Source organism: Methylobacterium ajmalii, assembly GCF_016613415.1.
GTDB lineage: Bacteria > Pseudomonadota > Alphaproteobacteria > Rhizobiales > Beijerinckiaceae > Methylobacterium > Methylobacterium ajmalii.
Genome location: NZ_JACWCT010000042.1, coordinates 25,697 through 50,552, shown reverse-complemented (window position 1 = coordinate 50,552; position 24,856 = coordinate 25,697). Strand labels below are relative to the sequence as shown.

Here is a 24,856-nt window from a genome sequence, read left to right as displayed (position 1 = left end):
GCCCCGCGCATGATTCCTTACGTGCTGCGCCGCCTCGCCCAGGCCGTCCCGACGCTGTTCATCGTCGTCACCCTGTCGTTCTTCCTGGTGCGGCTGGCGCCGGGCGGCCCGTTCGACTTGGAGCGGCCGCTGCCGGCCGCCGCGATGGAGAATTTGCGCCGGGTCTACGGCCTCGACCAGCCGCTGCTCGTCCAGTACGGCCGCTACCTCGCGGCGTTGGCGCGCGGCGATCTCGGGCCGTCCTTCTCGGTGCGCGACCTCTCGGTGGCCGAATTGTTCGCCCGCGGCCTGCCGGTCTCGATGACGCTGGGTGGGCTCGCCCTCCTCGTCTCGCTCGTCCTCGGCACGCTGCTCGGGGGGCTGTCGGCCCTGCGGCGGGGCTCGGCCCTCGACCACGCGGTGACGACGCTCGGCACCTTCGCGCTCACCGTGCCGGGCTTCGTGGTCGCGCCGCTCCTTCAGATCGCCTTCGGGCTGACCCTGCACTGGCTCCCCGTCGGCGGCTGGGACGACGGCAGCCCGAAGAACCTCGTCCTGCCGGTCGTCACCCTGGCGCTGCCGCAGGTCGCCGTGGTGGCGCGGCTCTTCCGGGCCGGTCTCGTCGAGGTGTTCGACCGGCCGCATTGGCGCACCCTGCGGGCGCTGGGGCTGCCGCCCCGCACCCTGGCGCTCCACGGCCTGCGCGGCGCGGCGCTCCCCGTCGTGTCCTATCTCGGGCCGGCGGCGGCCGGGCTCCTCACCGGCTCGGTGGTGGTCGAGACGGTGTTCGGCCTGCCCGGGGTCGGGCGCTACTTCGTCGACGGGGCGATCAACCGGGACTACACGCTGGTGCTCGGCACGGTGGTGCTGATCGCGGTCTTCGTCCTCGTGCTCAACCTCCTGTCCGACCTCGCCTGCGCGCTCATCGATCCCCGCCTGAGGGATTTCGGGTGAGCCCGTCCCCGTCCGGCCTCGCCTTCGCCGAGGCCTCGCTCCTCGCCCGCGCCCGGCGCCGCCTCCTCGGCGATGGGCTCGCGCGGGCCTGCGCGGCGCTCCTCGCCGTGGTCGCGCTCGCCTGCCTGCTGGGGCCCTTCGTCACCGGCCACCCCTACGACCGGCTCTACTACGATTATCCGGGCGTCCCGCCCTCGCTCGCGCTCTACCCCAAGCCCGAGGCCGTGGGCCCGGCCCTCGACCGGCTCGCCCTCCGCATGCGGGTGCGGGCCGAGGACGTCGCGGTCACCGGGGAGGCGGTGCGCCTGACGCTCGCCTCCGACCGGCCGATCGACGACCGGGTGCTCACCTTCTTCTCCCGCTCCGACACCTTCGGCGAGGCCCGCCTCCTCGGGCGCTCCGAGGACGGGCGGCGGCTCACCGTCGAGGCGCCGTTGCGCGCGCTCCGGTTCCTCGCCGGCACCGACGCGCTCGGGCGCGACCTCCTCACCCGCACGCTCACGGCGGGCCGCCTGTCCCTGGCGCTCGGCCTGATGGCGACCGCGGTGGCGCTCGGCATCGGGGTGGTCTACGGGGCGCTCGCCGGCACGCTCGGCGGGCGGGTCGACGCGGCGATGATGCGCCTCGTCGACATCCTGTACTCCCTGCCCTTCGTGTTCTTCGTCATCATGCTGGTGGTGTTCTTCGGCCGCTCGGTGGCGCTGATCTTCGTCGCGGTCGGCGCCGTCGAGTGGCTCGACATGGCCCGCATCGTCCGGGCGGAGGCGCAGGCCATCCGCCGGCGCGACTACGTGCGGGCGGCCGAGGCGCTCGGCCTCTCGACGGGCGCGATCCTGCGCCGGCACGTCGTGCCCAACCTGCTCGGCCCCGTCGTCGCCTTCGCGGCCCTGATGGTGCCCCGGGTGATCCTGCTCGAGAGCTTCCTGTCGTTCCTCGGCCTCGGCGTGCAGGAGCCGGCGACGAGCTGGGGCGTCCTGATCGCCGACGGCGCCCGCTCCCTCGAGACCGCGCCGTGGATGCTGATCGTGCCGGCCTCGTTCCTCGTCGCCAGCCTGCTCGCCCTGACGCTGCTCGGCGAGCGCCTGCGCGACGCCCTCGACGTGCGGGGGTGAGCACATGACCCTGCTGCAGTTGCGCGGCCTGACCGTGCGCTACCCCGAGGCCGGCGTGACGGCGCTCGACGGTCTCGACCTCGACCTCGCACGCGGCGAGACCCTGGCCCTCGTCGGCGAATCCGGTTCGGGCAAGAGTCAGGTCGCGCTCGCGATCCTCGGCCTGCTGCCGTCCCCGGCGCGGGTCTCGGGAAGCGTGCGCTTCGACGGGACCGAGCTGACGGCGCTGGACCGCCCCGCCCTCGACCGGATCCGCGGCGCCCGCATCGGCCTGGTGTTCCAGGAGCCGATGACGGCTTTGGACCCGCTCTTCACCATCGGCCACCAGATCGCCCTGCCGTTGCGCGCCCATCAGGGCATGGGCCGGCGCCAGGCGGCGGCGCGGGCGCGCGAGCTCCTGGACCTCGTCGGCATCCGCGATGCAGCGGCGCGCCTCTCGGCCTATCCGCACGAGCTCTCCGGCGGCGAGCGCCAGCGGGTGATGATCGCCATGGCGCTCGCCGGCGAGCCCGATCTCCTCATCGCCGACGAGCCGACGACGGCGCTCGACGTCACCGTCCAGGCCCAGATCCTGGCGCTGCTCGCCGACCTCAAGCGGCGCCTCGGGCTCGCCCTCCTGTTCATCACCCACGACCTGCGGCTGGTGCGGCGCATCGCCGACCGTACCGCGGTCCTGCGCGCCGGGCGCCTCGTCGAGACCGGGCCGACCGGGGCGCTGTTCCGGAACCCGCGGGCGCCCGAGACCCGCGATCTGCTGGCTGCCGAGCCGGCGGGCCGCAAGGCGCCGGTGGCCGCGGAGGCCCCCGTGGTGCTGGAGGCGCGCGGCGTGTCGGTCGGCTATCCCGGCCGGCGGCGCCTGCTCCGGGCAGAGCCGCCGCGGCTCGCGGTCTGCGGCATCGATCTCACCCTGCGGGCCGGCCAGACGATCGGGGTCGTCGGCGAATCGGGCTCCGGCAAGTCGAGCCTCGGCCGGGCGCTCATCCGCCTCGAACCCGCCGCCCACGGCCTGGTGCGGTTCGAGGACCGCGACCTGACGGCCCTCGACCGGGCGGCGCTCCGCCCCCTGCGCCGCGGCTTCCAGCCGGTGTTCCAGGACCCGATGGGCTCGCTCTCGCCGCGCCTCACCGCCGGCGAGATCGTGGCGGAGGGCCTGCGGGTCCACGCCCCCCACCTCGCCGCCGCCGAGCGCGACGCCCGGGCGGCGGAGGCCTTCGCGGAGGTCCGCCTCGATCCCTCCTGGCGCCACCGCTTCCCGCATGCCTTCTCGGGCGGGCAGCGCCAGCGCATCGCCATCGCTCGGGCGATGATCCTGCGGCCCCGCCTCGTCGTCCTCGACGAGCCGACCTCGGCCCTCGACCGCACGGTGCAGCGCGACATCGTCGCCCTGCTGCGCGACCTCCAGGCGGCGCACGGCCTCGCCTACCTGTTCATCTCCCACGACCTCGCGGTGGTGCGCGCGCTCGCCGATACCGTGCTGGTCCTGCGCGCCGGCCGCGAGGTCGAGCGCGGCCCGACCGACGCGGTGCTGGCCCGCCCGCGCGAGGCCTATACGCGGGACCTCGTGGCGGCCGCCGACCTCGACGGCGGCCTCGCGCAGGCGTGAGGCGCCCCGGACCGCCCCGCCCTTGAACCGCCGGGGGCCGCGCGCCACTTCGCGCCTTCCGATAGGGCAACACCTGGAGAACGAGATTGATGCGCTCCGCGCTCGCCTTCACGCTGCTCGCGCTCACCGCCGTCCCGGCCGCCGCCCAGCCTGCCCCGAAGGGCCCGCCCAAGCCCCCGCCGCCCAAGGAGGCACCCCAGCCCGATCCCGTCGCCGCGATGCTGTTCCCGTGCCGGACGCCGGAGGAGATCTGCTACGTCGGCGTGGTCAAGGACGGCAAGGTCACGGTTCTGTTCACCAACGACCGCAAGGCCGACGAGATCGCCGGCAAGCCGGTGGCCGTCTCCGGCGACGGTCTCGACCTCGCCAAGAGTGAGAACCGCACCGTCATGCTGGTCGGCAGCTACGACCCGAAGGACGGCCTGACCAAGGCCGAGGTGGTCGACGTCGCGAGCCCGCTGGTCGCCTTCGCGCTCAAGACCACCATCGGCGGCGGCGAGGCCGACGAAGGGGGCGACGAGCCCCCGGCGCCCCCGCCCCCGGCGCCGCGCAAGAAGTAAGACGTACCCCTGCCCGGATCCTCCCCCCAGCGGGGGAGGACTTCGGCTGCGACAATGCTCTGGCAAACCGGTTGATGTACTAAAACATTAGTGCTTCAATGGCGCTTCACAGGCTGCCGGACCGGCGGCCGCGGAGCGGCGAAGTCGTCCGGGTGGCGGGGAGGATCGGTGGCGGCACGGCGTCCCACGGGCTTTCCCCCGCCCGCTGCCTCGGCGCCCGACCGGAGAGCCCCGATGCCCCTGAGCCCCGAGACCCGCGCGACGCTGAAGACCGTCAGCACCGCGACCCTGGCCACCGCCCTGTTCAAGCGCGGCCTGCGCAACCAGTTCATCCAGGACGTGCGCCCCCTCAACCCGCAGGCCGGGGCGATGGTCGGCGAAGCCTACACCCTGCGCTACATCCCGGCCCGGGAGGACCTGAACACGCTCGCGGTCTTTCGCGATCCCGGTCATCCGCAGCGCGTCGCGGTCGACCGATGCCCGGAGGGCGCGGTGCTGGTGATGGACAGCCGAAAGAACCCGCGGGCGGCCTCCGCCGGGGCGATCCTGGTGACGCGGCTGATGAAGCGGGGCGCGGCCGGCGTCGTCACCGACGGGGGCTTTCGCGACTCGCCCGAGATCGGCGCCCTGCCCTTCCCGGCCTACCACAACCGCCCGTCCGCCCCGACCAACCTGACCCTGCACCAGGCGCTCGACATCAACGTGCCGATCGGCTGCGGCGACGTCGCGGTGTTTCCCGGCGACGTGGTGGTGGGCGACGCCGAGGGGGTGATCGTGATCCCGGCGGAGATCGCCGACGAGATCGCCGCGGAGGCCGCCGAGATGACGGTGTTCGAGGATTTCGTGCTGGAGGAGGTGCAGAACGGCCGCGGCGTGATCGGCCTCTACCCGCTGATCGACGAGCGGGCGAAGGCCGACTTCGCGGCCTGGCGGCAGAAGACGGGGCGCTGAGCCGGGATCCGGCCTACAGCATCATCCCGACCATCAGCACCGCCACCATGGTGGCGGTGGCGCCGAGCGCCGCGGCCCACAGGCCGGCCTCGGCACTGTAGCCGGCGCGGCCGTTGTCGTTCGCCGGTTGCGGCAGCGCGCTCGGAAAGCGGCGCCACTTGCGCAGGTGCGACGGCGCGGTCGCGATCAGGTGCGGCTGGGGAGCGACGGCGTTGTGGCGGCACGACATGGGTTGGCGCTCCACGGGGAAGCTCGCGCGACGGAGTGGTATCGGGCCTGGCGCCGAAGGATGACGGCAGGGGGTCGGGGAGAGAACGCCGATCTCCGCGCAACGATCCGTCCCCTGCGTAAATTCGGTCCCGGAGGCCCGCCCGGAGACAGGATCTTTCCCGTGATGCTCCCCGGGGACGGGCGGCGCCGGAGGGCCGGGCGCGGCCCGGGCCGGGCCGGGCGAAAACCTCCGCCCGGCCGGTCCCGTCGACCCGGTGCGATCAGAACAGCGAGTCGGCGTTCGAGTAGCGGTCGGCCAGGCGGTCGGCCTCGCCGGCATCCTCGCGCAGCATCGGCTTGGCCTCGTTGGCGAAGGTGCGGCCGACCTGGCTGTCGCCGAAGCGCGAGTAGGTCTCGTAGAGCTGCACGCTGTCGCCCTGGGCCCGGGCCTGGTCGGCGGTGTAGAGCGCGTCGAAGCGCTTGCCGCTCGGAGCGGCCTGCAGGCGCGCCAGGCGCTGCTCGCGGGCCGGGTCGAGGGCGACGCGGCGGCCCGGGGTGCCCGGGTTGGTGTCGACGAGCGAGCGGCCGAAGGCCGGCTGGCCCTGGAGCACGTTGCCGACCACCGCGATCGGCGCGGTGGCGATGGCGAGCGGGGCCGTCAGGAGGCCGCCCGAGCCGAGGAGGCCGCCGTTGCCGGCATCGCCCACCACGGTGCCGGAGGAGCTCAACGAGGTGCCGCGGGGCAGGAGCGCGTCGGTGGTGGCCTGGCGGTTGACGATCGTCTGCTCGGCGTAGCCGCGCACGGCGCGGTTGCCCGACTTCTGCAGCGCGAGGCGGCTCGCCTCGATGTTGTAGGCGTCGCTGCGCAGGGCCTCGGCCCGGAACGCCTCGGTGGATTCGGCCGCCGGACGGTCGTTCGGGAAGATCACGAGGTTCTGGGCCGCGGCCGGCAGGCTGCCGGCGACCGTCACGGTGAGCGCGGCCAGAAGTGCAGTGCGAGACATTGAATAGAGTCCATTCGTGTATAGCTTTGCCGTACGGACGACCGCACTGCGAAAGCCTGACGCCCCTTCGCCGCCACAACCTGTCTCCTGCGGGAAAGTTCCGCAGCGGGAGTGAAGCGCCGTTAGGTCCTGTCCCGCGGCCCGTCCCCGGCGTCGCGCTCCCGGTCAAGCAGGGCCCGCTTGCGCGCGACGCCCCAGCGATAGCCCGACAGGCCGCCGTCCTGGCGCACCACCCGGTGGCAGGGCACCGCGACCGCGATCGGGTTGGCGCCGCACGCGAGCGCCACCGCCCGGGCGGCTTTGGGCATGCCGATCGCCTGGGCGATCTCCGCGTAGGTCGCAGTGCGCCCGGGCGGGATCGCCCGCAGGGCCTGCCAGACCCGCTGCTGGAAGGCGGTGCCGCCGATGTCGAGCGGCAGGGCCGGGGCGGCGCCCGGGGCCTCGACGAGGCCGATCGCCAGCGCCACCGTCGCCTCGAACTCCGCGTCGCCTCCCGTCAGCGCCGCCTTCGGGAAGCGGTCCTGGAGGTCGCGCAGCAGCGCGTCGGGCTCGTCGCCGAGCAGGATCGCGCAGACGCCGCGCTCGGTCGCCGCCACCAGGACGTGGCCGAGCGAGCAGGCGCCGACCGCGAAGCGGATCGCCGCGCCCTCCCCGCCCCTGCGATAGGCGGTCGGCGTCATGCCGAGGCGCTCCGGCGCCGCGTCGTAGAACCGGCTCGCCGCGCCGTAGCCGGCCTCGTAGATCGCATCCGTCACGGTCTTGTCCTCCTGCCGCAACCCGTCCGCCGCCCGCGCCGCCCGCCGGGCCGCGCCGTAGGCCCGCGGCGTCACCCCGGTGACCTGCTTGAACACCCGATGGAAATGGTAGGGGCTCAAGCCCGCCGCCGCCGCGAGGTCGGCGAGCGCCGGCGGTGTCTCCGCCGCCTCGATCCGCCGGCAGGCCCGGGCCACCGCCTCGGCCTGGCGCTCGGCCAGGCTCGCCTCGTTCGGGCGGCAGCGCCGGCAGGGCCGGAAGCCCGCGGCCTCCGCCGCCGCGCAGGTCGGGTGGAAGCTGACGTTCTCGGGCCGGGCCGGCCGGGCGGCGCAGCTTGGCCGGCAATAGACCCCGGTCGTGCGCACCGCGTAGACGAACAGGCCGTCCGCCGCCCGGTCGCGCCGGGCCACCGCGGCGAAGCGCGCGGCGTCGTCGAGGGGCGGGGGAGCGGCGGCAGGGTCCGGGTTGCGCATCAGCCTCGTGCCTTCCTGTCCGGGCGATGGCGTCATCCTGGCCTCGTCGCCGTCACGCCGCATCCCGGCGCTTGCTGCCGAATTCCGGCGTCTCGCACGGCTCGGCTTGATCGAGGTTTACTCCCGCGGAGCTTTCTCTGCCGCCCCCGAAACCGGGGAAGCGGCGGCCGGTTGGGGGTGGGTCGGGCCGCGCGAGCGGGCCCGGCGCCCCCGCCCGCCACGCGTCCTCCCCGGCCGGCGGGGGGCTTCTGCTCCTCGGATCTCCTCCACTTGCCCCGTGGCCCACAGGGTCGCGGGGTCTTGTTTGTCGGGCGGCGATTGCGGTGGAGCGTGGCGGCCGGGCTCTTGGCCGGATGGCCGGCCCGGGGGTAAGCCTTGCCCCAAGCAACGACATGCGCCGCCGCCGCGCGGCCGCTGGGCTTCGGGGTGACCGCCGCTTGACCGACGCGCTCGACGACATCGCCGCCATCCTGGAGCGCACCGGCGACTACCGGGTGCTGCGCCGCCTCGGCCCCTTCGTGCCCCCGGCCGCGGAGCCCGACGAGCCGACCTTCGTCGGCCTGATCCTCGACACCGAGACCACCGGCATCGACGTGACCGCCGACGAGGTGATCGAGCTCGGCATCATCAAGTTCGAGTACGGCGCCAGCGGGCGGATCTACCGGGTGCTCGAGCGGTTCAACCAGCTCCACCAGCCGTCCATCCCGATCCCCGAGGCGGTGGTGCGCCTCACCGGCATCACCGATGCCGACGTCGCCGGCCAGCGCATCGACGACGCGGCGGTCGAGGCGCTTGCCGCCGAGGCCCGGGTCGTCATCGCCCACAACGCCCGCTTCGACCGGCAGATGTGCGAGCGCCGCTGGCCGGTCTTCGTCTCGCGCAACTGGGCCTGCTCCTGCCACCAGATCCCCTGGCGGGCGGAGGGCCACGAGGGGATGCGGCTCGGCCACCTGCTCGCCGACCACGGCCGGTTCCACAACGGCCACCGGGCGATCGACGATTGCGAGGCCCTGCTCGCCATCCTGGCCCGGCCCCTGCGCACCTCCGGCCGCCTCGCCTTCACGGCGCTGCTCGAGGCGGCGCGCCGCCCCACCGTGCGGCTCTGGGCCTCCGACGCCCCGATCGCCCTCAAGGACCGGCTCAAGGACCGCAACTACCGCTGGTCGCCCCGGCGCCGCTGCTGGTACGTCGACCTCGACGAGGAGCAGATCGAGATCGAGCGCACCTTCCTGTCGCGCGAGATCTACCGCGGCACCCTGCCCTCCGGCCTGCCCGCCGACCGCTTCACGGCGCGGGACCGGTTCTCGAACCGGGCGGATCCGGAGGCGTAGGAGCACGGCGGCCGCCTCGCCGATCCGGAGACGGGCGCGCCATTCAGCCGTCGCACGTCCGCAGCCAGCCTATCGTCGCACGTGCTTCGGCCTCTGCGGCGGTCGCGGTCGAGAAAAGGCCCGGTCGCCCCTCCCCGGCATCGGCCCACCAGCCGTATTCGCCGTTCTCGTCGTTCTCGCTCCGGAACACGGCGTGCTGGTAATTGTGCAGTCCGTCGGACCGCCGGAAAATCCAGATGCAGTGCAGCCCGTTCCAGCTGATGATCTGAGCGACGAGCAGGTGGGGCGCGTCGAGGCAGGCATCACGCAGGCCGAGCAAGGCACGGGCCGCCCGGGTCGAAGTCGACCTCACCCGTGTCCGAGGGGAAAGCCGCATCTCCAAGGTCTCAATGCGAATGAGGTGCTCGGCGATCGCGGTGTCGTGGGCCGTTCTGCCGTGCAACAGGGCGACGATGCCCGGGATGTACCGGTCATACTCGTCCGGCGGCCCCTCCATTCCCATGCCGATCGGGTCCCAGATGTGCCGCAAGACGCCGCTTACATGCGCGGCGAGTGCCCGGTCGGCGTCATCGTTCGTCGCGGTCATCCGACACCTGCAGGAAGGCGCTTGCGCGTGCAGGGCTCGCCCCGCTCGCGACGCCGCACGGGCGCGAAACCGGAGTATAGCTCCGTGAAACGGGGTGCGACGGCGCCGCCGTCGCCCCGTGTCACCGGCGCCACATGCTCGCCTCGCCCGCTCTGGTATGGGAGAGCTTGACCCCTCCTCCCCACAGCGTTCCCCGAGCCCCGCATGACCGTCGTCGAGGACACCACCGGCCCGCGCGGGCCCCATCCCGTGCTCGCCGTCACGGGCCTCGCCCGCGAGGCGCGGCTCGCCGCGGGGCCCGGCGTGGCGACGGTGGGGGCCGGGGGCAACCCGGAGCGGCTGCGGGAGATGCTCAAGGGGCGCGCGGCCCCGGGCTGCCGGGCGGTGATGAGCATCGGCATCGCCGGCGGGCTCGCGCCCGATCTCGTGCCGGGCGACGTCGTGGTGGCGACGGGGGTGAGCGCCGGCGGCGTCCGGCACCCGGCGCACCCGCAGGTCGTCGCGGCCCTCGCCCGCCGGCTCGCGGACGCGCCGGTGCGGGTGGTGCTCGCCGATGTCGCGGGGGTGGAGGCGGCCATCCTGTCGCCGCACGCCAAGGCGGCCTTGCGGGCGGAGACCGGGGCGGCGGCGGTCGACATGGAATCCCACGTCGCGGCCGCCTTCGCGGAGGCGCACGGGCTGCCGTTCTGCGCCGTGCGGGTGGTGTGCGACCCGGCCGACCGCGCCCTTCCGGCGGCGATCGCCAAGGCCCTCAAGCCGGACGGCGAGCCCGACATCCTCGCCGTTCTGGCGGCGCTGGCGCGCCGCCGGGCGAGCGTGGGCGGGCTGGTGCGCCTCGCCCGCGACTCGTCGGCGGCCTTCGCCGCGTTAGGCCGCTGTCGCGCGCTTCTTGGCGTCGGCCTTAGCGTCCCGGATCTCGGAGAGCTTCTGCGCGACGTTGCGTGAGAACACGAACTCGGCCGGGCGCTGGTTCTCGAGGGAGATCTCGGGAGCCATCTCGCCCTCGGTCTTGATCCCGCGCAGCGCATAGATCACCGGCTTCCACGGCTTCTTCACCGAGTCGACCACCGAGGAGGCCTCGTAGCCGGAATGCACCATGCAGTCGGCGCACTTCTCGTAGTTGCCGGTGCCGTAGGAATCCCAGTCCGTGGTCTCCATCAGCTCCTTGAAGGTCTTGGCGTAGCCTTCGCCGAGCAGGTAGCACGGCTTCTGCCAGCCGAAGACCGTCCGGGTCGGGTTGCCCCACGGGGTGCAGTGGTAGGTCTGGTTGCCGGCCAGGAAGTCGAGGAACAGGCCCGACTGCTGGAAGGTCCACTTCTCGCGGCCCTTCTCCTTGCCGAGGCGGAACACGCCGCGGAACAGGTCCTTGGTCGCCCGGCGGTTGAGGAAGTGCTGCTGGTCGGGGGCGCGCTCGTAGGCGTAGCCGGGGGAGACGGTGATGCCGTCGATGCCCATCCGGGTCACGCTGTCGAAGAAGTCCGCGATCTTGTCGGCCGAGGAGTTGTTGAAGAAGGTGCAGTTGATCGTGACCCGGAAGCCCATCTCCTTGGCCTTCTGGATCGCCGCCACCGCCTTGTCGTAGACGCCGCGCTGGCACACCGACTGGTCGTGCATCTCCTTGTCGCCATCGAGATGGATCGACCAGGTGAAGTACGGGCTCGGCTTGTACTGCGCGATCTTCTTCTCGAGGAGGAGCGCGTTGGTGCAGACGATCGCGAACTTCTTCTGGGCGATGATGCCCTCAACGATCTGCGGCAGGTCCTTGTGCAGGAGCGGCTCGCCGCCCGCGATGACCACCACCGGTGCGCCGCACTCGCGGACCGACTCGAGCGCCTCGTCGACCGGCAGGCGCTTGTTGAGGATCTCGTCCGGATAGTCGATCTTGCCGCAGCCTGCGCAGGCGAGATTGCACCGGAACAACGGCTCCATCATCATGACAAGCGGGTAACGCTTGCGGCCGGTGAGGTGCTGCTTGAGAATGTAGCCGCCGATCTTCGCGACGTACCGGAGAGGAATGCCCAAGACCAAGGCTCCTTGTGTCGTGGTTCGTGTCGGGTGCTGTGCCAAGCGGGCTGATTAGCCCGAAAAGTGGCGGATTTCCAGCAAGCTAGGTTCGAAAGGGTCCAGGCTGGGTGCCAAAGCGCCTAACTGTGGCCCAAACTCGACGGAAGCGGGAAGCTCACGCCCTCGACGATGCCCGGCAGACTGGAGATCCGCAGGGGGGTGCGACGCTGCAGCGCAGCAATCACCTCGGCGATCGAGGCCTCGGGCGTCGAGGCGCCGGCGGTCAGCCCGAGCGTGCGGATCCCGTCGAGGTCGACCTCCGCCAGGTCCTCGGCCCCCTCGACGAGGCGGCTCGGCCGCCCGGCCTCGGCGGCGACCTCGCGCAGGCGGTTGCAGTTCGAGGAGGTCCTCGCCCCCACCACCAGGATCAGGTCGGCCACCGCCGCGAGGGCCCGCACGGCGGCCTGGCGGTTCTGGGTCGCGTAGCAGATGTCCCGGGTCTCCGGCCCGACGAGGTCGGGGAAGCGCCGGTGCAGGACCGCGACGATCGCCCGTGTGTCGTCGACGCTGAGCGTCGTCTGGGTGACGTAGGCGAGCTTCGTGTCGGCCGGCAGGTCGAGGGCTTCGGCCTGCGCCACGCTGCCGACGAGGCGGACCGCGCCGTCGATCCGCCCGAGCGTGCCCTCGACCTCGGCGTGGCCGGCATGGCCGATCAGCACCACGGTGCGGCCCTGCGCGGCGTAGAGCTGCCCTTGCCTGTGCACCTTGGCGACCAGCGGACAGGTGGCGTCGATCACCGGGAGCCCGCGGCGGGCGGCTTCCGCCTCCACCGCCCGCGCGACGCCGTGGGCCGAGAAGATCGTGACGGCGCCGTCGGGCACCTCGTCGAGGCTCTCGACGAAGCGGGCGCCCCTGGCCTCGAGGTCGGCGACGACCCGGCCGTTATGGACGATCGCGTGGCGCACGTAGACCGGGCGGCCGTCGTCCTGGGCGAGCGCCCGCTCGACCACCTCCACGGCCCGCACCACGCCGGCGCAGAAGCCCCTGGGCTGGGCCAGCACGAGGTCGATCCCGTTCTCCCGCGTCCCCGCCACTCGCCCTCCGCGCCTCCGTTCCGGGACCTGTCCCGCCGGGCGGAACCCGGCCGTCCCGCCGAGGTGTAGGGTGGGGCCGGCGGCCCGGTAAAGCCGCGGGCGCGCCGCGGCGGCGCGCCCGGACGGCCGTCCGGGCCGGGGATGCGTTTGCGCCCAACGCGTTGCAATCGGGCCTGCGGGTCATTACCTAGCGCCCCACTGACGCGCTTCCGGTACAGGAGCGAGGCGGGTTGTGGGCCGTGACCATGGGCGCCGCCGCCCTGCGCGCTATACTGGTCCCGGCCGGCGCGGGCCCGCGGGGACCGTCGCCGCACCGGCCGACGGGCCGGACCGATCCAGGGGATTCCACCGGGCCGCCGCATTCCGCCGCGCGGCCCGCGAGCTAGAGGCAGGCTTCGCATCGTGATCGAACGGCTCGTGGCGTTTTCCGTACACCGGCGCTGGCTCGTCCTCGTGGCCGCGCTGCTGCTCACCGTCGCGAGCGCCGGCACGGCGGCGCACCTCTTCCGCATCAACACCGACGTCGAGCGCCTGATCACGCCGGACGTGCCCTGGCGCCAGGACGAGATCCAGTTCGAGAAGACCTTTCCGCAGCGCAGCAACCTGCTCGTGGCGGTGGTCGACGGGCAGACCCCGGAACAGGCCGAGGAGGCGGCGAACCGCCTGACCAAGGCGCTCTCGACCCACAAGGACCTGCTGCCGGTCGTCTACCGGCCCGACGGCGGCCCGTTCTTCGACAAGAACGGCCTCCTGCTGATGCCCCAGAAGGACCTGGAGCAGACGACCGAGAAGCTGATCCAGCAGCAGGGCCTGCTCGGGCCGCTCTCGGCCGACCCGTCCCTGCGCGGCATCATGCAGGCGATGGTGATGGGGGCGCAGGGGGTGAAGGCCGGCCAGGCCAAGCCCGACGACCTCGTCGGCCCGATGGGCCAGATGAAGGAGGTCTTCGACCGCGTCCTCAAGGGCGAGCGGGCTCAGCTGTCGTGGCAGCTGCTCCTGTCGGGCGGCAAGGCGGAGCCCGGCGACCTGCGCCGCTTCGTCATCGCCCAGCCGGTCCTCGACTACGACGCCCTCCAGCCCGGCGAGAAGGCGAGCCAGCTGATCCGCGAGACCGCCCGGAGCCTCGGCCTGACAGAGGCCAACGGCGTGCGGGTGCGCCTGACCGGCCAGGTCGCGGTGGCGGACGACGAGTTCGCGACGCTCGCCGACGACGCGGCGCTGAACTACTCGGTCACCGGCGGCGCCATCGTGCTGTTCCTGTGGCTGGCGCTGCGCTCCGGCAGCCTCGTCGTTGCGGTGCTGATCACCACCTTCGCGGGGCTCATCGTCACGGCGGCGCTCGGCCTCCTGATGGTCGGCGAGCTGAACCCGATCTCGGTCGCCTTCGCGGCCCTGTTCGTCGGCCTCGGCATCGATTTCGGCATCCAGTTCGCGGTGCGCTACCGCGCCGACCGCTTCACCGAGGAGAACCTCGAACGGGCGATCCGCTCGGCCGCCCGCGGCGTCGGCTGGTCGCTGACGCTCGCCGCGGTGTCGCTGCTCGCCGGCTTCTTCTCGTTCCTCCCGACCGACTTCCGCGGCGTGTCCGAGCTCGGCCTGATCGCCGGCGCCGGCATGATCGTCGCCTACCTGTTCTCCCTCACCATGCTGCCGGCGCTGATCGCCGTGCTGCGGCCGCCGGGCGAGAAGCAGGAGGTCGGCACCGCCGGCATGGCCTCGGTCGACCACTGGATCCTCGCGAACCGCAAGCTCGTCCTGGTGCTCACCGGCCTCGTCACGGTGGCGGGCCTGCCGCTGCTCTACTGGCTGCCGTTCGACTCGAACCCGATGCACCTGCGCAGCGCCAAGGTGGAATCGGTCGCGACCTATCTCGACCTGACCAAGGACCCGAAGACCAGCCCCAACACCATCGACGTGATCGTGCCCAACCGCGACGCCATCGCCCCGATGGTGAAGCGGCTCACCGCGCTGCCGAGCGTCTCCGGGGTGATCGACATCGACACCTTCGTCCCGCCCGACCAGGACCAGAAGCTCGCGACCATCGAGGACGCCGCCCAGGTGATGGGTCCGGTGCTGAACCCGCCCCGGGTCGCCCCGGCCCCCAACGACCGCGAGGTGGTGACGGCGATCCGCAACGCGGTCGCGGCTTTGCGCGGCATCACGCAAGGCGCCCCGCAGGGCGCCGCCGCCTCCGGTCCGCTCGCCACCATCCAGGGCTTCACCGACACCCTCGACCGGCTCGCCGGCGCCGAGCCGTCGGTGCGCGAGGCCGCCGCCGCCGCGACGGTGCCGAACCTCAAGGCGCTGCTCACCCGCCTGCGCGGCCTGCTCTCGCCCGAGAAGGTCACGCTCGAGAACCTGCCGGCGCAGATCCGCTCCGACTGGATCGCCGCCGACGGCAAGGCCCGGATCGAGGTGCAGCCGAAGGGCAACTCGAACGACAACGCGGTCCTGCGCCAGTTCTCCAAGGAGGTCCTGAGCGTGGCCCCGCACGCGACCGGCGCGCCGGTCGCCACCACGCGGTCGAGCCACACGATCCTCGGCGCCTTCGTCGAGGCCGGCCTCCTGGCCCTGCTCTCGATCTTCATCATCCTGTCGGTGGCCCTGCGCCGCCCCTGGGACGTCGCCATGGCGCTCGGCCCGCTGGTGCTCGCCACCCTGTGGACGCTGGAGGCGCTCTACCTGATCGGCATGCCGCTCAACTTCGCCAACATCATCGCGCTGCCGCTGATGCTGGCGGTGGGCGTGGCGTTCCACATCTACTACGTGATCGCCTGGCGGGCCGGCGTCGCCGACATGCTGGCCTCGAGCCTGACCCGGGCGATCTTCTTCTCGGCGCTCACCACCGGCACCGCCTTCGGCTCGCTGGTCCTGTCGAGCCACCCGGGCACCGCCAGCATGGGCAAGCTCCTCGCCCTGTCGCTGTTCTTCACCCTGGTGGCCGCCTTCTTCATCGTCCCGGCCTTCCTCGGGCCGCCGCCGAAGCAGAAGGCCAAGGACGGGGCGCCGGAGAATGCCGCGCGGCGGGATCCGCTGATCCCGGCCTGAGGGCCGGCCCGCTCAGCAAACGACAAGGCCCGTCCCTCCGCCGAGGGGCGGGCTTTTCCATGATGGCGCGGGTTTCGCCTCTCCCCGCGGGCGGGGAGAGGGCTGTGTTCCTGTTCAAGGAACACAGCGAGGCGGTAGCCGTGGGTGAGGGGGTGTTTCCGGAAGAGCCTCATTCGGAGAGACCCCCTCACCCTCGCTTCGGCTTCGCCTGCGCTTGCCGTGTCCCCTGCACGGCGACACGGCCCTCTCCCCGCCCGCGGGGAGAGGCGAAGGCCCGCGCCATCATCGCCCCGGTTGCTTCGTCCGCGGGCCGTGAGTTTATTCCCGCCCTCCGGTTGCGGCGCAGCGAAACTCCGTGCTAGGGCACAACCCATGATGCAGGATCGAGCCAGACTGGTCTCGCGGCCCACGCCGCCGTAGCGCCCCGCTCTCCCGCGTCCTCTCTCCACGCCCGTTCTCTGTGCCCGTCCGCCCTGCGCGGCGGGTCGTCCTCGCGCGCCTCGTCGCGCCTCGTCCCGAAAGCTCACACTCCATGAATCTCGTCCGCCTCCGGCGCGAATGGGCGCCCGACGTCACGCGCGAAATCCTGGCCGGCACCGTCGTGGCGCTCGCCCTCATCCCCGAGGCGATCGCCTTCTCGATCATCGCCGGGGTCGACCCGAAGGTCGGGCTCTACGCCTCGTTCTGCATCGCGGTCGTCACCGCCATCGCGGGCGGGCGCCCGGCGATGATCTCGGCCGCCACCGGCGCGATGGCGCTGGTGATGACGACGCTGGTGAAGGACCACGGCCTCGGCTACCTCTTCGCCGCGACGATCCTGACCGGCCTGATCCAGCTCGCCGCGGGCGCGCTCCGGCTCGGCAACCTGATGCGCTTCGTCTCGCGCTCGGTCGTCACCGGCTTCGTCAACGCGCTCGCCATCCTGATCTTCATGGCCCAGATGCCCGAGCTGCTCGGCCGCGGGCCGATCGTCTACGCGATGACCGCCGCCGGCCTCGCGCTGATCTACGGCCTGCCCTACCTCACCAAGGCCGTACCCTCGGCGCTCGTCACCATCGTGCTCCTCACCGCGCTGTCGATGAGCCTCGGCCTCGGCATCCGCACCGTCGGCGACATGGGCGCGCTGCCGAGCGAGTTGCCGAGCTTCGCCCTGCCCCAGGTGCCGCTCACCCTCGAGACCCTGCGGATCATCCTGCCCTACGCGCTGACGCTGTCGATGGTCGGCCTGCTCGAGAGCCTGATGACCGCCGCGATCGTCGACGAGCGCACCGACACGACCTCGAACAAGAACCGCGAATGCGCCGGCCAGGGCCTCGCCAACGTCACCGCCGGCCTGTTCGGCGGCATGGCCGGCTGCGCGATGATCGGCCAGTCGGTGATCAACGTCTCGTCGGGCGGCCGCGGCCGGCTCTCGACCCTGTGGGCCGGCGCCTTCCTGCTGTTCCTGATCGTGGTGCTCGGCCCCTACGTGGCCCAGATCCCGATGGCGGCGCTCGTCGCCGTGATGATCATGGTGTCGATCAACACCTTCCAGTGGCGCTCGATCCGGACCCTCCTCACCCATCCGACCACGTCGAGCATCGTCATGCTCGGGACCGTCGCGGTGGTGGTCGCCACCCACGACCTCGCCAAGGGCGTGCTGTTCGGCGTGGTGCTGAGCGGGCTGTTCTTCGCCCACAAGGTCACGCGGTTCTTCGCCATCACCTCGTCGCGCGAGGGCGCCGTCCGCACCTACCGGGTGACGGGCCAGATCTTCTTTGCCACGGCAGAAGCCTTCCACGCCGGCTTCGACTTCCGCGAGGACGACCTGGGGCGCGTCGCGATCGACCTGACGCAGGCCCATTTCTGGGACCTCACCGCCGTCAACGCCCTCGACCGGGTGGTGCTGAAGTTCCGCCACCACGACGTGCCGGTAGAGATCGTCGGCCTCAACGCGGCCTCGGCGACGCTGGTCGAGAAGCTCGGGACCCACGACAAGCCGGGGGCGGCGCTCGCCTCGGGGCATTGAGCGGCCGCTTGATCCGGCAGCGCGTGGTGGGAGGTTTGGTTTCCGCCCACCCGCACCTCAGGATGAGGTGGAGGACAGGATGAGCGCCGAATGGGCTGAAAATGCCCCGCGATCCGAGCCGCCTACCCCGCCCGCGCCGTCGCCCCGTGCACCATGGCGACGACGCCGGCGCGCAGGAGGTCGTACTTGCTCGGCAGGCCCGGCCCGGTCGGCAGCCGGCCGGCGGCGGCGAGGGTCGCGATGCCGTGGGAGAGCGCCCAGACCTCGAGGGCGACGAAGCGCGGATCGACGCCGGCCGAGAACCCGTCCGGGAAGGTCGTCCGCAGGGCCTCGACCAGGAGCTCGAAGGCGTTCCGGTCCCGCGCCGCCTGGACCGGCTTGCAGCCGTCCGGGCCGACGGGCCGGGCCTCGAAGATCGCCGCATAGTAGCCCGGCTCCTCCTCGGCGAAGGTCAGGTAGGCCTCGCCCATGCGGGTGAAGCGTTCGAGCGGCGTGCCGGGGCCGCGCAGCGCGCGGGCGAGCCGCTCGGCCAGCTCGGTGAAGCCGCGCTCGGCGACCTCCTCCAGGAGCGCCTCGCGGCCGCGGAAGTGGCGGTAGAGCGCCGCCGGCGAGACGCCGACGAGGCGGGCCGCGTCGACCAGGGTGAAGCCGCCGATGCCCCGCTCCGCGATGAAGCGGCGCGCGGCCTCGATCAGGGCCTCCTTGAGGTTGCCGTGATGGTAGCCGCGCCGGTCGGACGGGTCGCTGCGCCAGGGTCGCACGGTGATGTCTGTCTCTTCACGGGGCCGGGCCGGTCGGTCCCCGCTGCCATAATGCATTTTGGCGCCGGCGGCAGGCTCAACCGGCGCGGCGGGCCAGATGGAAGCGCGGCACGTGGTCCGGCCGCACGGTCGTCGTCGCCACCGGCAGGACCGGACGGTTGCCGTCGAGGGCGAGGCGGAAGTCGCGCGCGAGCCGCGCCAGCACCAGGGTCGCCTCGGCCAGCGCCAGCTGCGCCCCGATGCAGATCCGGGGGCCGGCGCCGAACGGCAGGTAGAGGAAGCGGTCCGGCTCCGGGCGGTCGAGGAAGCGGCCGGGATCGAAGGCCGCCGGCCGGTCCCACCAGCGCGGGTTGCGGTGCAGGATCCAGGTCGGGACCATCACGATGCTGCCCGCCGGGACCGTGACGCCCTCGACCGTGCTCGTCCGCGCCGCGCGCCGCGCGATGACGTAGACCGGCGGATAGAGCCGCAGCGCCTCCTGCGCCACGGCCCGGGCGAGGCGAAGATGCGGCAGGGCGTCGGCGGCGCCCGCCTCCGTGAGGTCGAGGCCCCGCGCCTCCGCGGCGAGCGCGTCCTGCACGGCAGGCGCGCGGGCGAGCAGCGTGCAGGCCCAGAACAGCGTCGAGGCGGTGGTCTCGTGGCCGGCGACGATCAGGGTGCCGATCTCGTCGGCGAGCAGCCCGCCGGGAGCGTCGCCATGGGCCGCGTCGAGGAGGTCGAACAGGTCCCGCGGCGCGTCGCGGCGCATCCCGTCCTCCTGCCCTGGCCCTTGCCCCTGCCTTTGCCCGCGCCGCGCCGCCAGCACCGCCCGCACGGTCTTCAGCCAGCGGCGGCGAAACAGCGCCCGGCGCGGGCTCGACGGGGTCGGCCAGGCCGGCGGCAGCAGGAAGTCGGCGACGGTCGGCCGGCCGAGCCGGCCGAGATAGCCCGAGATCAGCGCCCGGATCTCCGCCCCGAGGGGACCGGTCTCGAGGGAGAACATCGAGGTCGTCGCGATGTCGAGGGCGACCTGCTGCATCTCGCCCCGCAGGTCGACGGGAGCGCCGAGGCCCGCCTCCAGCCGGCGGCAGGATTCCTCCGCGCTGCGGGCGACGAAGCGCAGCATGAGCGGCAGGGTGCGGGGCGTGAAGGCGGGGGCCAGCACCCGGCGCTGGTGGCGCCAGGCCTCGCCGTCGGCCAGCACGAGGCCGCGCCCGGCGATCGGCCCGAGCACCCGCCGGCCGGCGGGCAGGCGCTCGAAGTCGTCGGCGGCGGTGAGCAGGACGTGGCGGGCGCCGGCCGGCGTCGAGAGCAGCACCATCCGGCCGCCGGGCAGCGGGATCGTCACCACGGGGGCGTCGAGGCAGGCGCGGGGAAACGCCTCCAGGGTGTTGCGCCGGAACGCGCCGAGGAGCCCGAGCCAGCCGACCCGCTCGGCGAGGTCCGGCACCGGCGGCGCGTAGGCCTCTGCGGCGAACGTCAGGGTCACGGGCGGGCGTCTCCGGCGGCGTCTCCCCGGAGGCTTACGCGACCGGCCCCGCTCCCGCCAATCCTTCCGCCAACCCGAGATGCTCCGCGATCCGCTGCCCGATCGCGGCGAATCCCATCCGGCCGAGGGGGCCGGGCGTCACGTCGGGCCCGAACAGCAGCACCGGCACCTGCTCGCGGGTGTGGTCGGTGCCCGTCCAGGTCGGGTCGTTGCCGTGGTCGGCGGTGACGAGGCAGAGGTCCCCGGGCCCGAGCGCGGCCCGGATCTCCGGGATCCTGGCGTCGAAGCGCTCGAGCGCGGCGGCGTAGCCCGGCACGTCGCGGCGGTGGCCGTACTCGGTGTCGAACTCGACGAGGTTGGCGAACACGAACCCGCCGTCCGGCAGGCCGGCCAGCGCGTCGAGGGCGGCGGTCAGGCAGGCGTCGTTGCCGCCGGGCTTGACCTCGCGGCCGGTCGCCCGGTGGGCGAAGATGTCGCCGATCTTGCCGACGCTCACCACCGGCCGGCGGGCGGCGTCGAGCCGGTCGAGCAGCGTGTCGGCGGGCGGGGGCACGGCGTAGTCGCGCCGGTTCGCGGTGCGGGTGAAGCCCGAGGTTTCGTCGCCGACGAAGGGCCGGGCGATGACCCGGCCGATCCGGTAGGGGTCGCACAGGCGCCGGGCGATGGTGCAGAGGGCATGGAGCCGGTCGAGCCCGAACGCCTCCTCGTGGGCGGCGATCTGGAACACGCTGTCGACCGAGGTGTAGCAGATCGGCTTGGCTGTTCGGACGTGCTCGGCCCCCAGCTCGTCGATGATCGCCGTGCCGGAGGCGTGGCAATCCCCGAGGATGCCCGGCAGCCCGGCCTCCGCGATCAGCGCCTGGACGAGGTCCGGCGGAAAGGCCGGCCGCGTCGCCGGGAAGTGGCCCCACGAAAAATCCACCGGCACGCCGGCGATCTCCCAATGGCCCGACACCGTGTCCTTGCCCTCGGCACTCTCGACCGCGTGGCCGTGGGCGCCCGCGATGGGGCCGGCCGGCGCGAGGCCCGGCGGCATCCGGCCGCTCGCGCCTTGCGCGGCCAGCCCGAGGCCGAGGCCGGCGAGGTGGGGCAGGCGCAGGGGACCGGCGCGCAAGGACGCCCGGTCGCCCCGGCCCGCCGCGCAGGCCTCGGCGATGTGGCCGAGCGTGTCGGCACCCGCGTCGCCGAAGGCGGCGGCGTCCGGCGCGCCGCCGATGCCGACGGAATCGAGCACGATGAGAAGGGCGCGGGTCATTCGCTCACCGCCCCGGCGGGGGCCGCCGCGAGGTCGAAGGCGGCGGCGAACAGGGCCCGGGTGTAGGCGGTGCGGGGTGCGGAAAAGATCTCGTCCGCCGCGCCCTCCTCCACCACCTGGCCGCCCTGCATCACCATCACGCGGTTGGCGAGCGCGCGGACCACCTTGAGGTCGTGGCTGATGAACAGGTAGCCGAGGCGGCGCCGGGCCTGGAGCTCGCGCAGCAATTCGACGATCTGGGCCTGGACCGACATGTCCAGCGCCGAGGTCGGCTCGTCGAGGACGACGAAGAGCGGATCGAGCGCCATGGCGCGGGCGATGGCGATGCGCTGGCGCTGGCCGCCGGAGAATTCGTGGGGATAGCGGTCCATGGCGGCGGGATCGAGCCCGACATCGGCGAGCGCCCGGGCGACGATCTCCCGGCGCTCGGGGTCGGTGCGGCCCTTGCCCTGCACCTCGAGCCCCTCGGCGACGATCTCGGCCACCGACATCCGGGGCGAGAGCGAGCCGTAGGGGTCCTGGAACACCACCTGCATCTCGCGCCGCAGGGGCCGCATCGCACCCGACGAGAGCCCGTCGATGCGCCGGCCGAGATAGACCACCGGTCCCTGCGAGGCGATGAGGCGCAGGATGGCGAGGCCGAGCGTGGTCTTGCCGGAGCCCGATTCGCCCACCACACCGACGGTCTCGCCCTCGCGGACGGTCAGGCTCACCCCGTCCACCGCCTTGACGTGGCCGGTGGTGCGCCGGAGCAGGCCGGTCCTGATCGGGAAGTGCACCCGGATCGGCCCGGCCTCGACCAGGATCGGCGCGCCCTTGGGGACCGGGTTGCCGCGGCCGCGCGGCTCGGCGGCGAGCAGGCGCCTTGTGTAGTCGTGCTGGGGATCGGCGAAGACCTCGGCGACCGGGCCGGTCTCGACGATGCGGCCCTGCAGCATCACGCAGACCCGGTCGGCGACGCGGCGCACGATGCCGAGGTCGTGGGTGATGAACAGCATCGCCATGCCGAGCCGCGATTTCAGGTCGGCCAGCAGCGACAGGATCTGGGCCTGGACGGTGACGTCGAGCGCGGTCGTCGGCTCGTCGGCCACCAGCAGGTCGGGCTCGCAGGCGAGCGCCATGGCGATCATCACCCGCTGGCGCTGCCCGCCGGACAATTCGTGCGGATAGGCCCCGAGCCGGCGCTCGGCGTCGCGGATGCCGACGAGGGTCAGGAGCTCGAGCGTGCGGGCGCGAGCCGCCTCGCCGCTCATCCCCTTGTGCAGCCGCAGCACCTCGCCGACCTGCTCGGCGATGCGGTGCAACGGGTTCAGGGAGGTCATCGGCTCCTGGAACACCATGGTGATGTCGGCGCCGCGGATCTCCCGCATCTCGGGCTCGCGGAGGGTCAGCAGGTCGCGACCCTTGAACCGGATGCGTCCCTCAGGGACCGCGCCGTCGACGAGGCGCAGGATCGAGAGCGCCGTCACCGACTTGCCGGAGCCCGACTCGCCGACGAGGGCCACGGTCTCCCCCGGGGCGATGGCGAAGGAGACGCGATCGACGGCGCGGGTCTCGCGCCCGCCCTGGCGGAAGGCGACGGAGAGGTCCTGGACGGAGAGGAGCGGGTCGGTCATCGGCTCGGAGATAGGGCGGCGGTGCGCCGGTGGACCGGTTTAGGTCATTCGCGCGCGGGCGGGAACCGGGGGGTGGAGCGGTCCGGAAAAGGTAAATCGCCGCAAACCCCTCTCCCCGCGGGCGGGGAGAGGACTTCATCGACCTTGTCGTCGATGAAGTGAGCGGAGGCGCAGCCGAAGCGAGGGTGAGGGGGTGTTTCAGGATGAGGCTCCTCCGGCAACACCCCCTCACCCTCGCCCTTCGGGCTTCCTTCACCCCCGACGAGGGGGGCGAAGGCCTCTCCCCGCCCGCGGGGAGAGGAGAACCCCGCGTTTAACTGGTCTCGGCGCGGATCAGGTGGACCCCCTCTCACTCATCCACCCGCGGCGCCTGGCCGCTGTCGATCGGCAGGGGCTGGAACTGCTTCAGCTCCTCGCCGCTCGGCAGGCTCCGGGTGTCCCAGCCGCCGCCGATCGCACCGATCAGCGACACCGCGTTGGTGAAGCGGTTGAGCCGGACCTGGAGCGCCGTGACCTCGTTGTTGAGTTCCAGCGCCTGGGCGGTGACGACGGTGGTGTAGTTCTGTGTGCCGGCCCGGTACTCGTTGAGCGCGATCTCCACCGCCCGGCGCGAGGATTGCACCGCGAGGTCCTGCGCGCCCTGCTGGCGGGCGAGGATGCGCTGGCCGGCGAGCCCGTTCTCGACCTGCTGGAAGGCGGTGAGCACCGTCTGGCGGTAGTTGGCGACCGCCGCGTCGTAGGCCGCCTCGACGGCCTGGAGGGCGGCGGTGCGGGCACCGCCGTCGAACAGCACCTGGCTGCCGGAGGCCGCCACCGACCAGAACGAGTTCGCGGCGGCAAAGAAGTTGCGCGCCGGATCGCCCGTGATGCCGCCGCTCGCCGACAGGGTGACGGTGGGATAGAACGCCGCGACCGCGACCCCGATCTGGGCGCTCTGCGCCTGGACGGTCCGCTCGGCCAGCGCCACGTCGGGCCGGCGCTCCAGGAGGTCGGAGGGCAGCTTGACCGGCACGGCCGGCGGGCTCGACGGCAGGGTGCCGCGGGCGAGCGACACCTCGGAGGGCGGACGGCCGATCAGCGTCGCGATGGCGTGCTCCAGGTTCGCCCGCTGCAGCCCGACCGCGATGGCGTTGGCCTGGGTGGTCTGGAGCTGGGTCTGGGCGGTGATGACGTCGGAGCGGGCGGCGACGCCGGCCGCGTACTGGTTCTGCGCGATGTCGAGCGAGCGCTGGTAGGCCTGGGCGGTGCGCTCCAGCAGCCGCTGCAGCGCCTCCTGGTAGCGCAGCTGGTAATAGGCGGTGGCGAGTTGGGTCTGGAGCGCCAGGCGCACCGAGGCGATGTCGGCGGCGCTCGCCTGGGCGGCGGCGACGTCGCTCTCGATCGTGCGGCGGATGCGGCCGAACAGGTCGAGCTCCCAGGTCGCCGAGCCCTGCAGCGTCAGGACCGTGCGCTCGACCCCGCCGGTGCTGGTGCGGCCGATCGAGGGGGCGCCGAGCGCCGTCGGAAACAGCTGGGCACGGGCCTCCTGCACCAGGGCGCGGGCCTGCCGGTAGGCGGCGACCTGGCCGCGCAGGGTCTGGTTGTCGACGTCGACCAGGCGGATCAGCCGGTCGAGGGTGGGATCGCGGAACACCCGCCACCAGTCGCCGCGATCGACCTCGTCCCGGGGCCGGATCGGCCGCCAGTTGCGCGGCGGCATCGGCCGCGCGCCGCCCTCCTTGAAGGCGGGCGGGGTCTCGACGGTGGGGCGGGCATAGTCGGGGCCGACGAGGCAGCCGGCGAGCGCCAGGGGGAGAACGATCGCCGCCGCAAAGTGCGAGGCGCCGCCCATGACCCTCCCCCCTCTGCGAAGGGCTGTTTGAAAAAAAGTATGGCGCAAGAAATCTCCTCTCCCCGCGGGCGGGGAGAGGACTTCATCGACCTTGTCGTCGATGAAGTGAGCGCAGGCGTAGCCGGAGCGAGGGTGAGGGGGTGGCCCCGGAAGAGACTCCTCCGGAAACACCCCCTCACCCTCGCCCTGCGGGCTTCCTTCACCCCCGACAAGGGGGGTGAAGGCCTCTCCCCGCCCGCGGGGAGAGGGGAAACC

General features: G+C 73.0%; 20 protein-coding genes. 9 read left to right on the top strand and 11 right to left on the bottom strand.

What is annotated here, in order from left to right; all coding sequences use genetic code 11:
* Nucleotides 1-9: 9 nt before the first annotated feature.
* From HPY23_RS07940 to HPY23_RS07920, 5 genes are all read left to right on the top strand, one after another.
* Nucleotides 10-933, top strand: a complete 924-nt coding sequence (locus HPY23_RS07940) for an ABC transporter permease (RefSeq protein ID WP_060847857.1) — start codon at nt 10-12, stop codon at nt 931-933.
* Nucleotides 930-2,045: an ABC transporter permease gene (locus HPY23_RS07935; protein ID WP_091882298.1), complete on the top strand. Its 1,116-nt coding sequence runs from the start codon at nt 930-932 to the stop codon at nt 2,043-2,045. Before HPY23_RS07940 ends, HPY23_RS07935 begins: the two co-directional genes overlap by 4 nt.
* A 4-nt stretch (nt 2,046-2,049) precedes the next feature.
* Nucleotides 2,050-3,648, top strand: coding sequence for an ABC transporter ATP-binding protein (locus HPY23_RS07930; protein WP_091882295.1), 1,599 nt, complete (start codon nt 2,050-2,052; stop codon nt 3,646-3,648).
* An 89-nt stretch (nt 3,649-3,737) separates the two neighbouring features.
* The gene (locus tag HPY23_RS07925) at nt 3,738-4,208 is read left to right on the top strand and encodes a hypothetical protein (protein ID WP_060847860.1); all 471 of its coding nucleotides are present in this window, start codon (nt 3,738-3,740) and stop codon (nt 4,206-4,208) included.
* 234 nt (nt 4,209-4,442) lie between these two features.
* Nucleotides 4,443-5,159, top strand: a complete 717-nt coding sequence (locus HPY23_RS07920) for a ribonuclease activity regulator RraA (protein WP_060847861.1) — start codon at nt 4,443-4,445, stop codon at nt 5,157-5,159.
* A gap of 13 nt (nt 5,160-5,172) precedes the next feature.
* Here the strand turns inward: HPY23_RS07920 and HPY23_RS07915 are convergent, their stop codons facing one another.
* The 3 genes from HPY23_RS07915 to ada form a co-directional block, all read right to left on the bottom strand.
* Nucleotides 5,173-5,388, bottom strand: a complete 216-nt coding sequence (locus HPY23_RS07915) for a hypothetical protein (RefSeq protein WP_060847862.1) — start codon at nt 5,386-5,388, stop codon at nt 5,173-5,175.
* Nucleotides 5,389-5,650: 262 nt separating this feature from the next.
* Nucleotides 5,651-6,373, bottom strand: coding sequence for a DUF4142 domain-containing protein (locus HPY23_RS07910; protein ID WP_091882292.1), 723 nt, complete (start codon nt 6,371-6,373; stop codon nt 5,651-5,653).
* Nucleotides 6,374-6,495: 122 nt separating this feature from the next.
* On the bottom strand, nt 6,496-7,599 hold the full coding sequence (ada, locus tag HPY23_RS07905) for a bifunctional DNA-binding transcriptional regulator/O6-methylguanine-DNA methyltransferase Ada (RefSeq protein WP_091882289.1): 1,104 nt from the start codon (nt 7,597-7,599) through the stop codon (nt 6,496-6,498).
* Nucleotides 7,600-8,036: 437 nt separating this feature from the next.
* Between ada and HPY23_RS07900 the strand changes: the two genes are divergently transcribed.
* A complete protein-coding gene (locus HPY23_RS07900) occupies nt 8,037-8,930 on the top strand; it encodes a 3'-5' exonuclease (RefSeq protein WP_060847865.1) in 894 nt (297 codons plus the stop codon).
* 43 nt (nt 8,931-8,973) lie between these two features.
* Here HPY23_RS07900 and HPY23_RS07895 read toward each other — a convergent pair whose 3' ends face one another.
* Nucleotides 8,974-9,516 carry a hypothetical protein gene (locus tag HPY23_RS07895; protein ID WP_091882286.1) on the bottom strand — a complete coding sequence of 181 codons (543 nt, stop codon included), beginning with the start codon at nt 9,514-9,516 and terminating at the stop codon, nt 8,974-8,976.
* A gap of 204 nt (nt 9,517-9,720) precedes the next feature.
* Between HPY23_RS07895 and HPY23_RS07890 the strand changes: the two genes are divergently transcribed.
* Entirely contained in the window at nt 9,721-10,461 is a 741-nt protein-coding gene (locus HPY23_RS07890) for a phosphorylase (RefSeq protein WP_091882283.1), read from the top strand.
* Here HPY23_RS07890 and hpnH read toward each other — a convergent pair.
* Nucleotides 10,384-11,538, bottom strand: coding sequence for an adenosyl-hopene transferase HpnH (gene hpnH / locus HPY23_RS07885; RefSeq protein WP_048428969.1), 1,155 nt, complete (start codon nt 11,536-11,538; stop codon nt 10,384-10,386). The genes HPY23_RS07890 and hpnH overlap by 78 nt on opposite strands.
* Before the next feature lie 122 nt (nt 11,539-11,660).
* Nucleotides 11,661-12,614 carry a 4-hydroxy-3-methylbut-2-enyl diphosphate reductase gene (gene ispH / locus HPY23_RS07880; RefSeq protein WP_244537487.1) on the bottom strand — a complete coding sequence of 318 codons (954 nt, stop codon included), beginning with the start codon at nt 12,612-12,614 and terminating at the stop codon, nt 11,661-11,663.
* A gap of 402 nt (nt 12,615-13,016) precedes the next feature.
* Between ispH and HPY23_RS07875 the strand changes: the two genes are divergently transcribed.
* Together HPY23_RS07875 and HPY23_RS07870 are read left to right on the top strand one after the other, a co-directional pair.
* Complete coding sequence (locus HPY23_RS07875) at nt 13,017-15,662, top strand: MMPL family transporter (protein WP_060847868.1); 2,646 nt, start codon at nt 13,017-13,019, stop codon at nt 15,660-15,662.
* Nucleotides 15,663-16,194: 532 nt separating this feature from the next.
* On the top strand, nt 16,195-17,670 hold the full coding sequence (locus tag HPY23_RS07870; RefSeq protein WP_091882280.1) for a SulP family inorganic anion transporter: 1,476 nt from the start codon (nt 16,195-16,197) through the stop codon (nt 17,668-17,670).
* Nucleotides 17,671-17,792: 122 nt separating this feature from the next.
* Here HPY23_RS07870 and HPY23_RS07865 read toward each other — a convergent pair whose 3' ends face one another.
* The 5 genes from HPY23_RS07865 to HPY23_RS07845 form a co-directional block, all read right to left on the bottom strand.
* Entirely contained in the window at nt 17,793-18,431 is a 639-nt protein-coding gene (locus tag HPY23_RS07865) for a TetR/AcrR family transcriptional regulator (protein ID WP_060847870.1), read from the bottom strand.
* A 76-nt stretch (nt 18,432-18,507) separates the two neighbouring features.
* Nucleotides 18,508-19,899 (bottom strand): cytochrome P450, encoded by a 1,392-nt coding sequence (locus tag HPY23_RS07860; RefSeq protein ID WP_175539852.1) that lies wholly within the window; start codon nt 19,897-19,899, stop codon nt 18,508-18,510.
* 34 nt (nt 19,900-19,933) lie between these two features.
* The gene (locus HPY23_RS07855) at nt 19,934-21,154 is read right to left on the bottom strand and encodes a phosphopentomutase (protein WP_091882277.1); all 1,221 of its coding nucleotides are present in this window, start codon (nt 21,152-21,154) and stop codon (nt 19,934-19,936) included.
* Nucleotides 21,151-22,770: an ABC transporter ATP-binding protein gene (locus tag HPY23_RS07850; protein WP_091882274.1), complete on the bottom strand. Its 1,620-nt coding sequence runs from the start codon at nt 22,768-22,770 to the stop codon at nt 21,151-21,153. The genes HPY23_RS07855 and HPY23_RS07850 overlap by 4 nt, the downstream gene beginning before the upstream one ends.
* Nucleotides 22,771-23,119: 349 nt before the next feature.
* Nucleotides 23,120-24,601 carry an efflux transporter outer membrane subunit gene (locus HPY23_RS07845; protein ID WP_091882271.1) on the bottom strand — a complete coding sequence of 494 codons (1,482 nt, stop codon included), beginning with the start codon at nt 24,599-24,601 and terminating at the stop codon, nt 23,120-23,122.
* Nucleotides 24,602-24,856 lie beyond the last annotated feature (255 nt).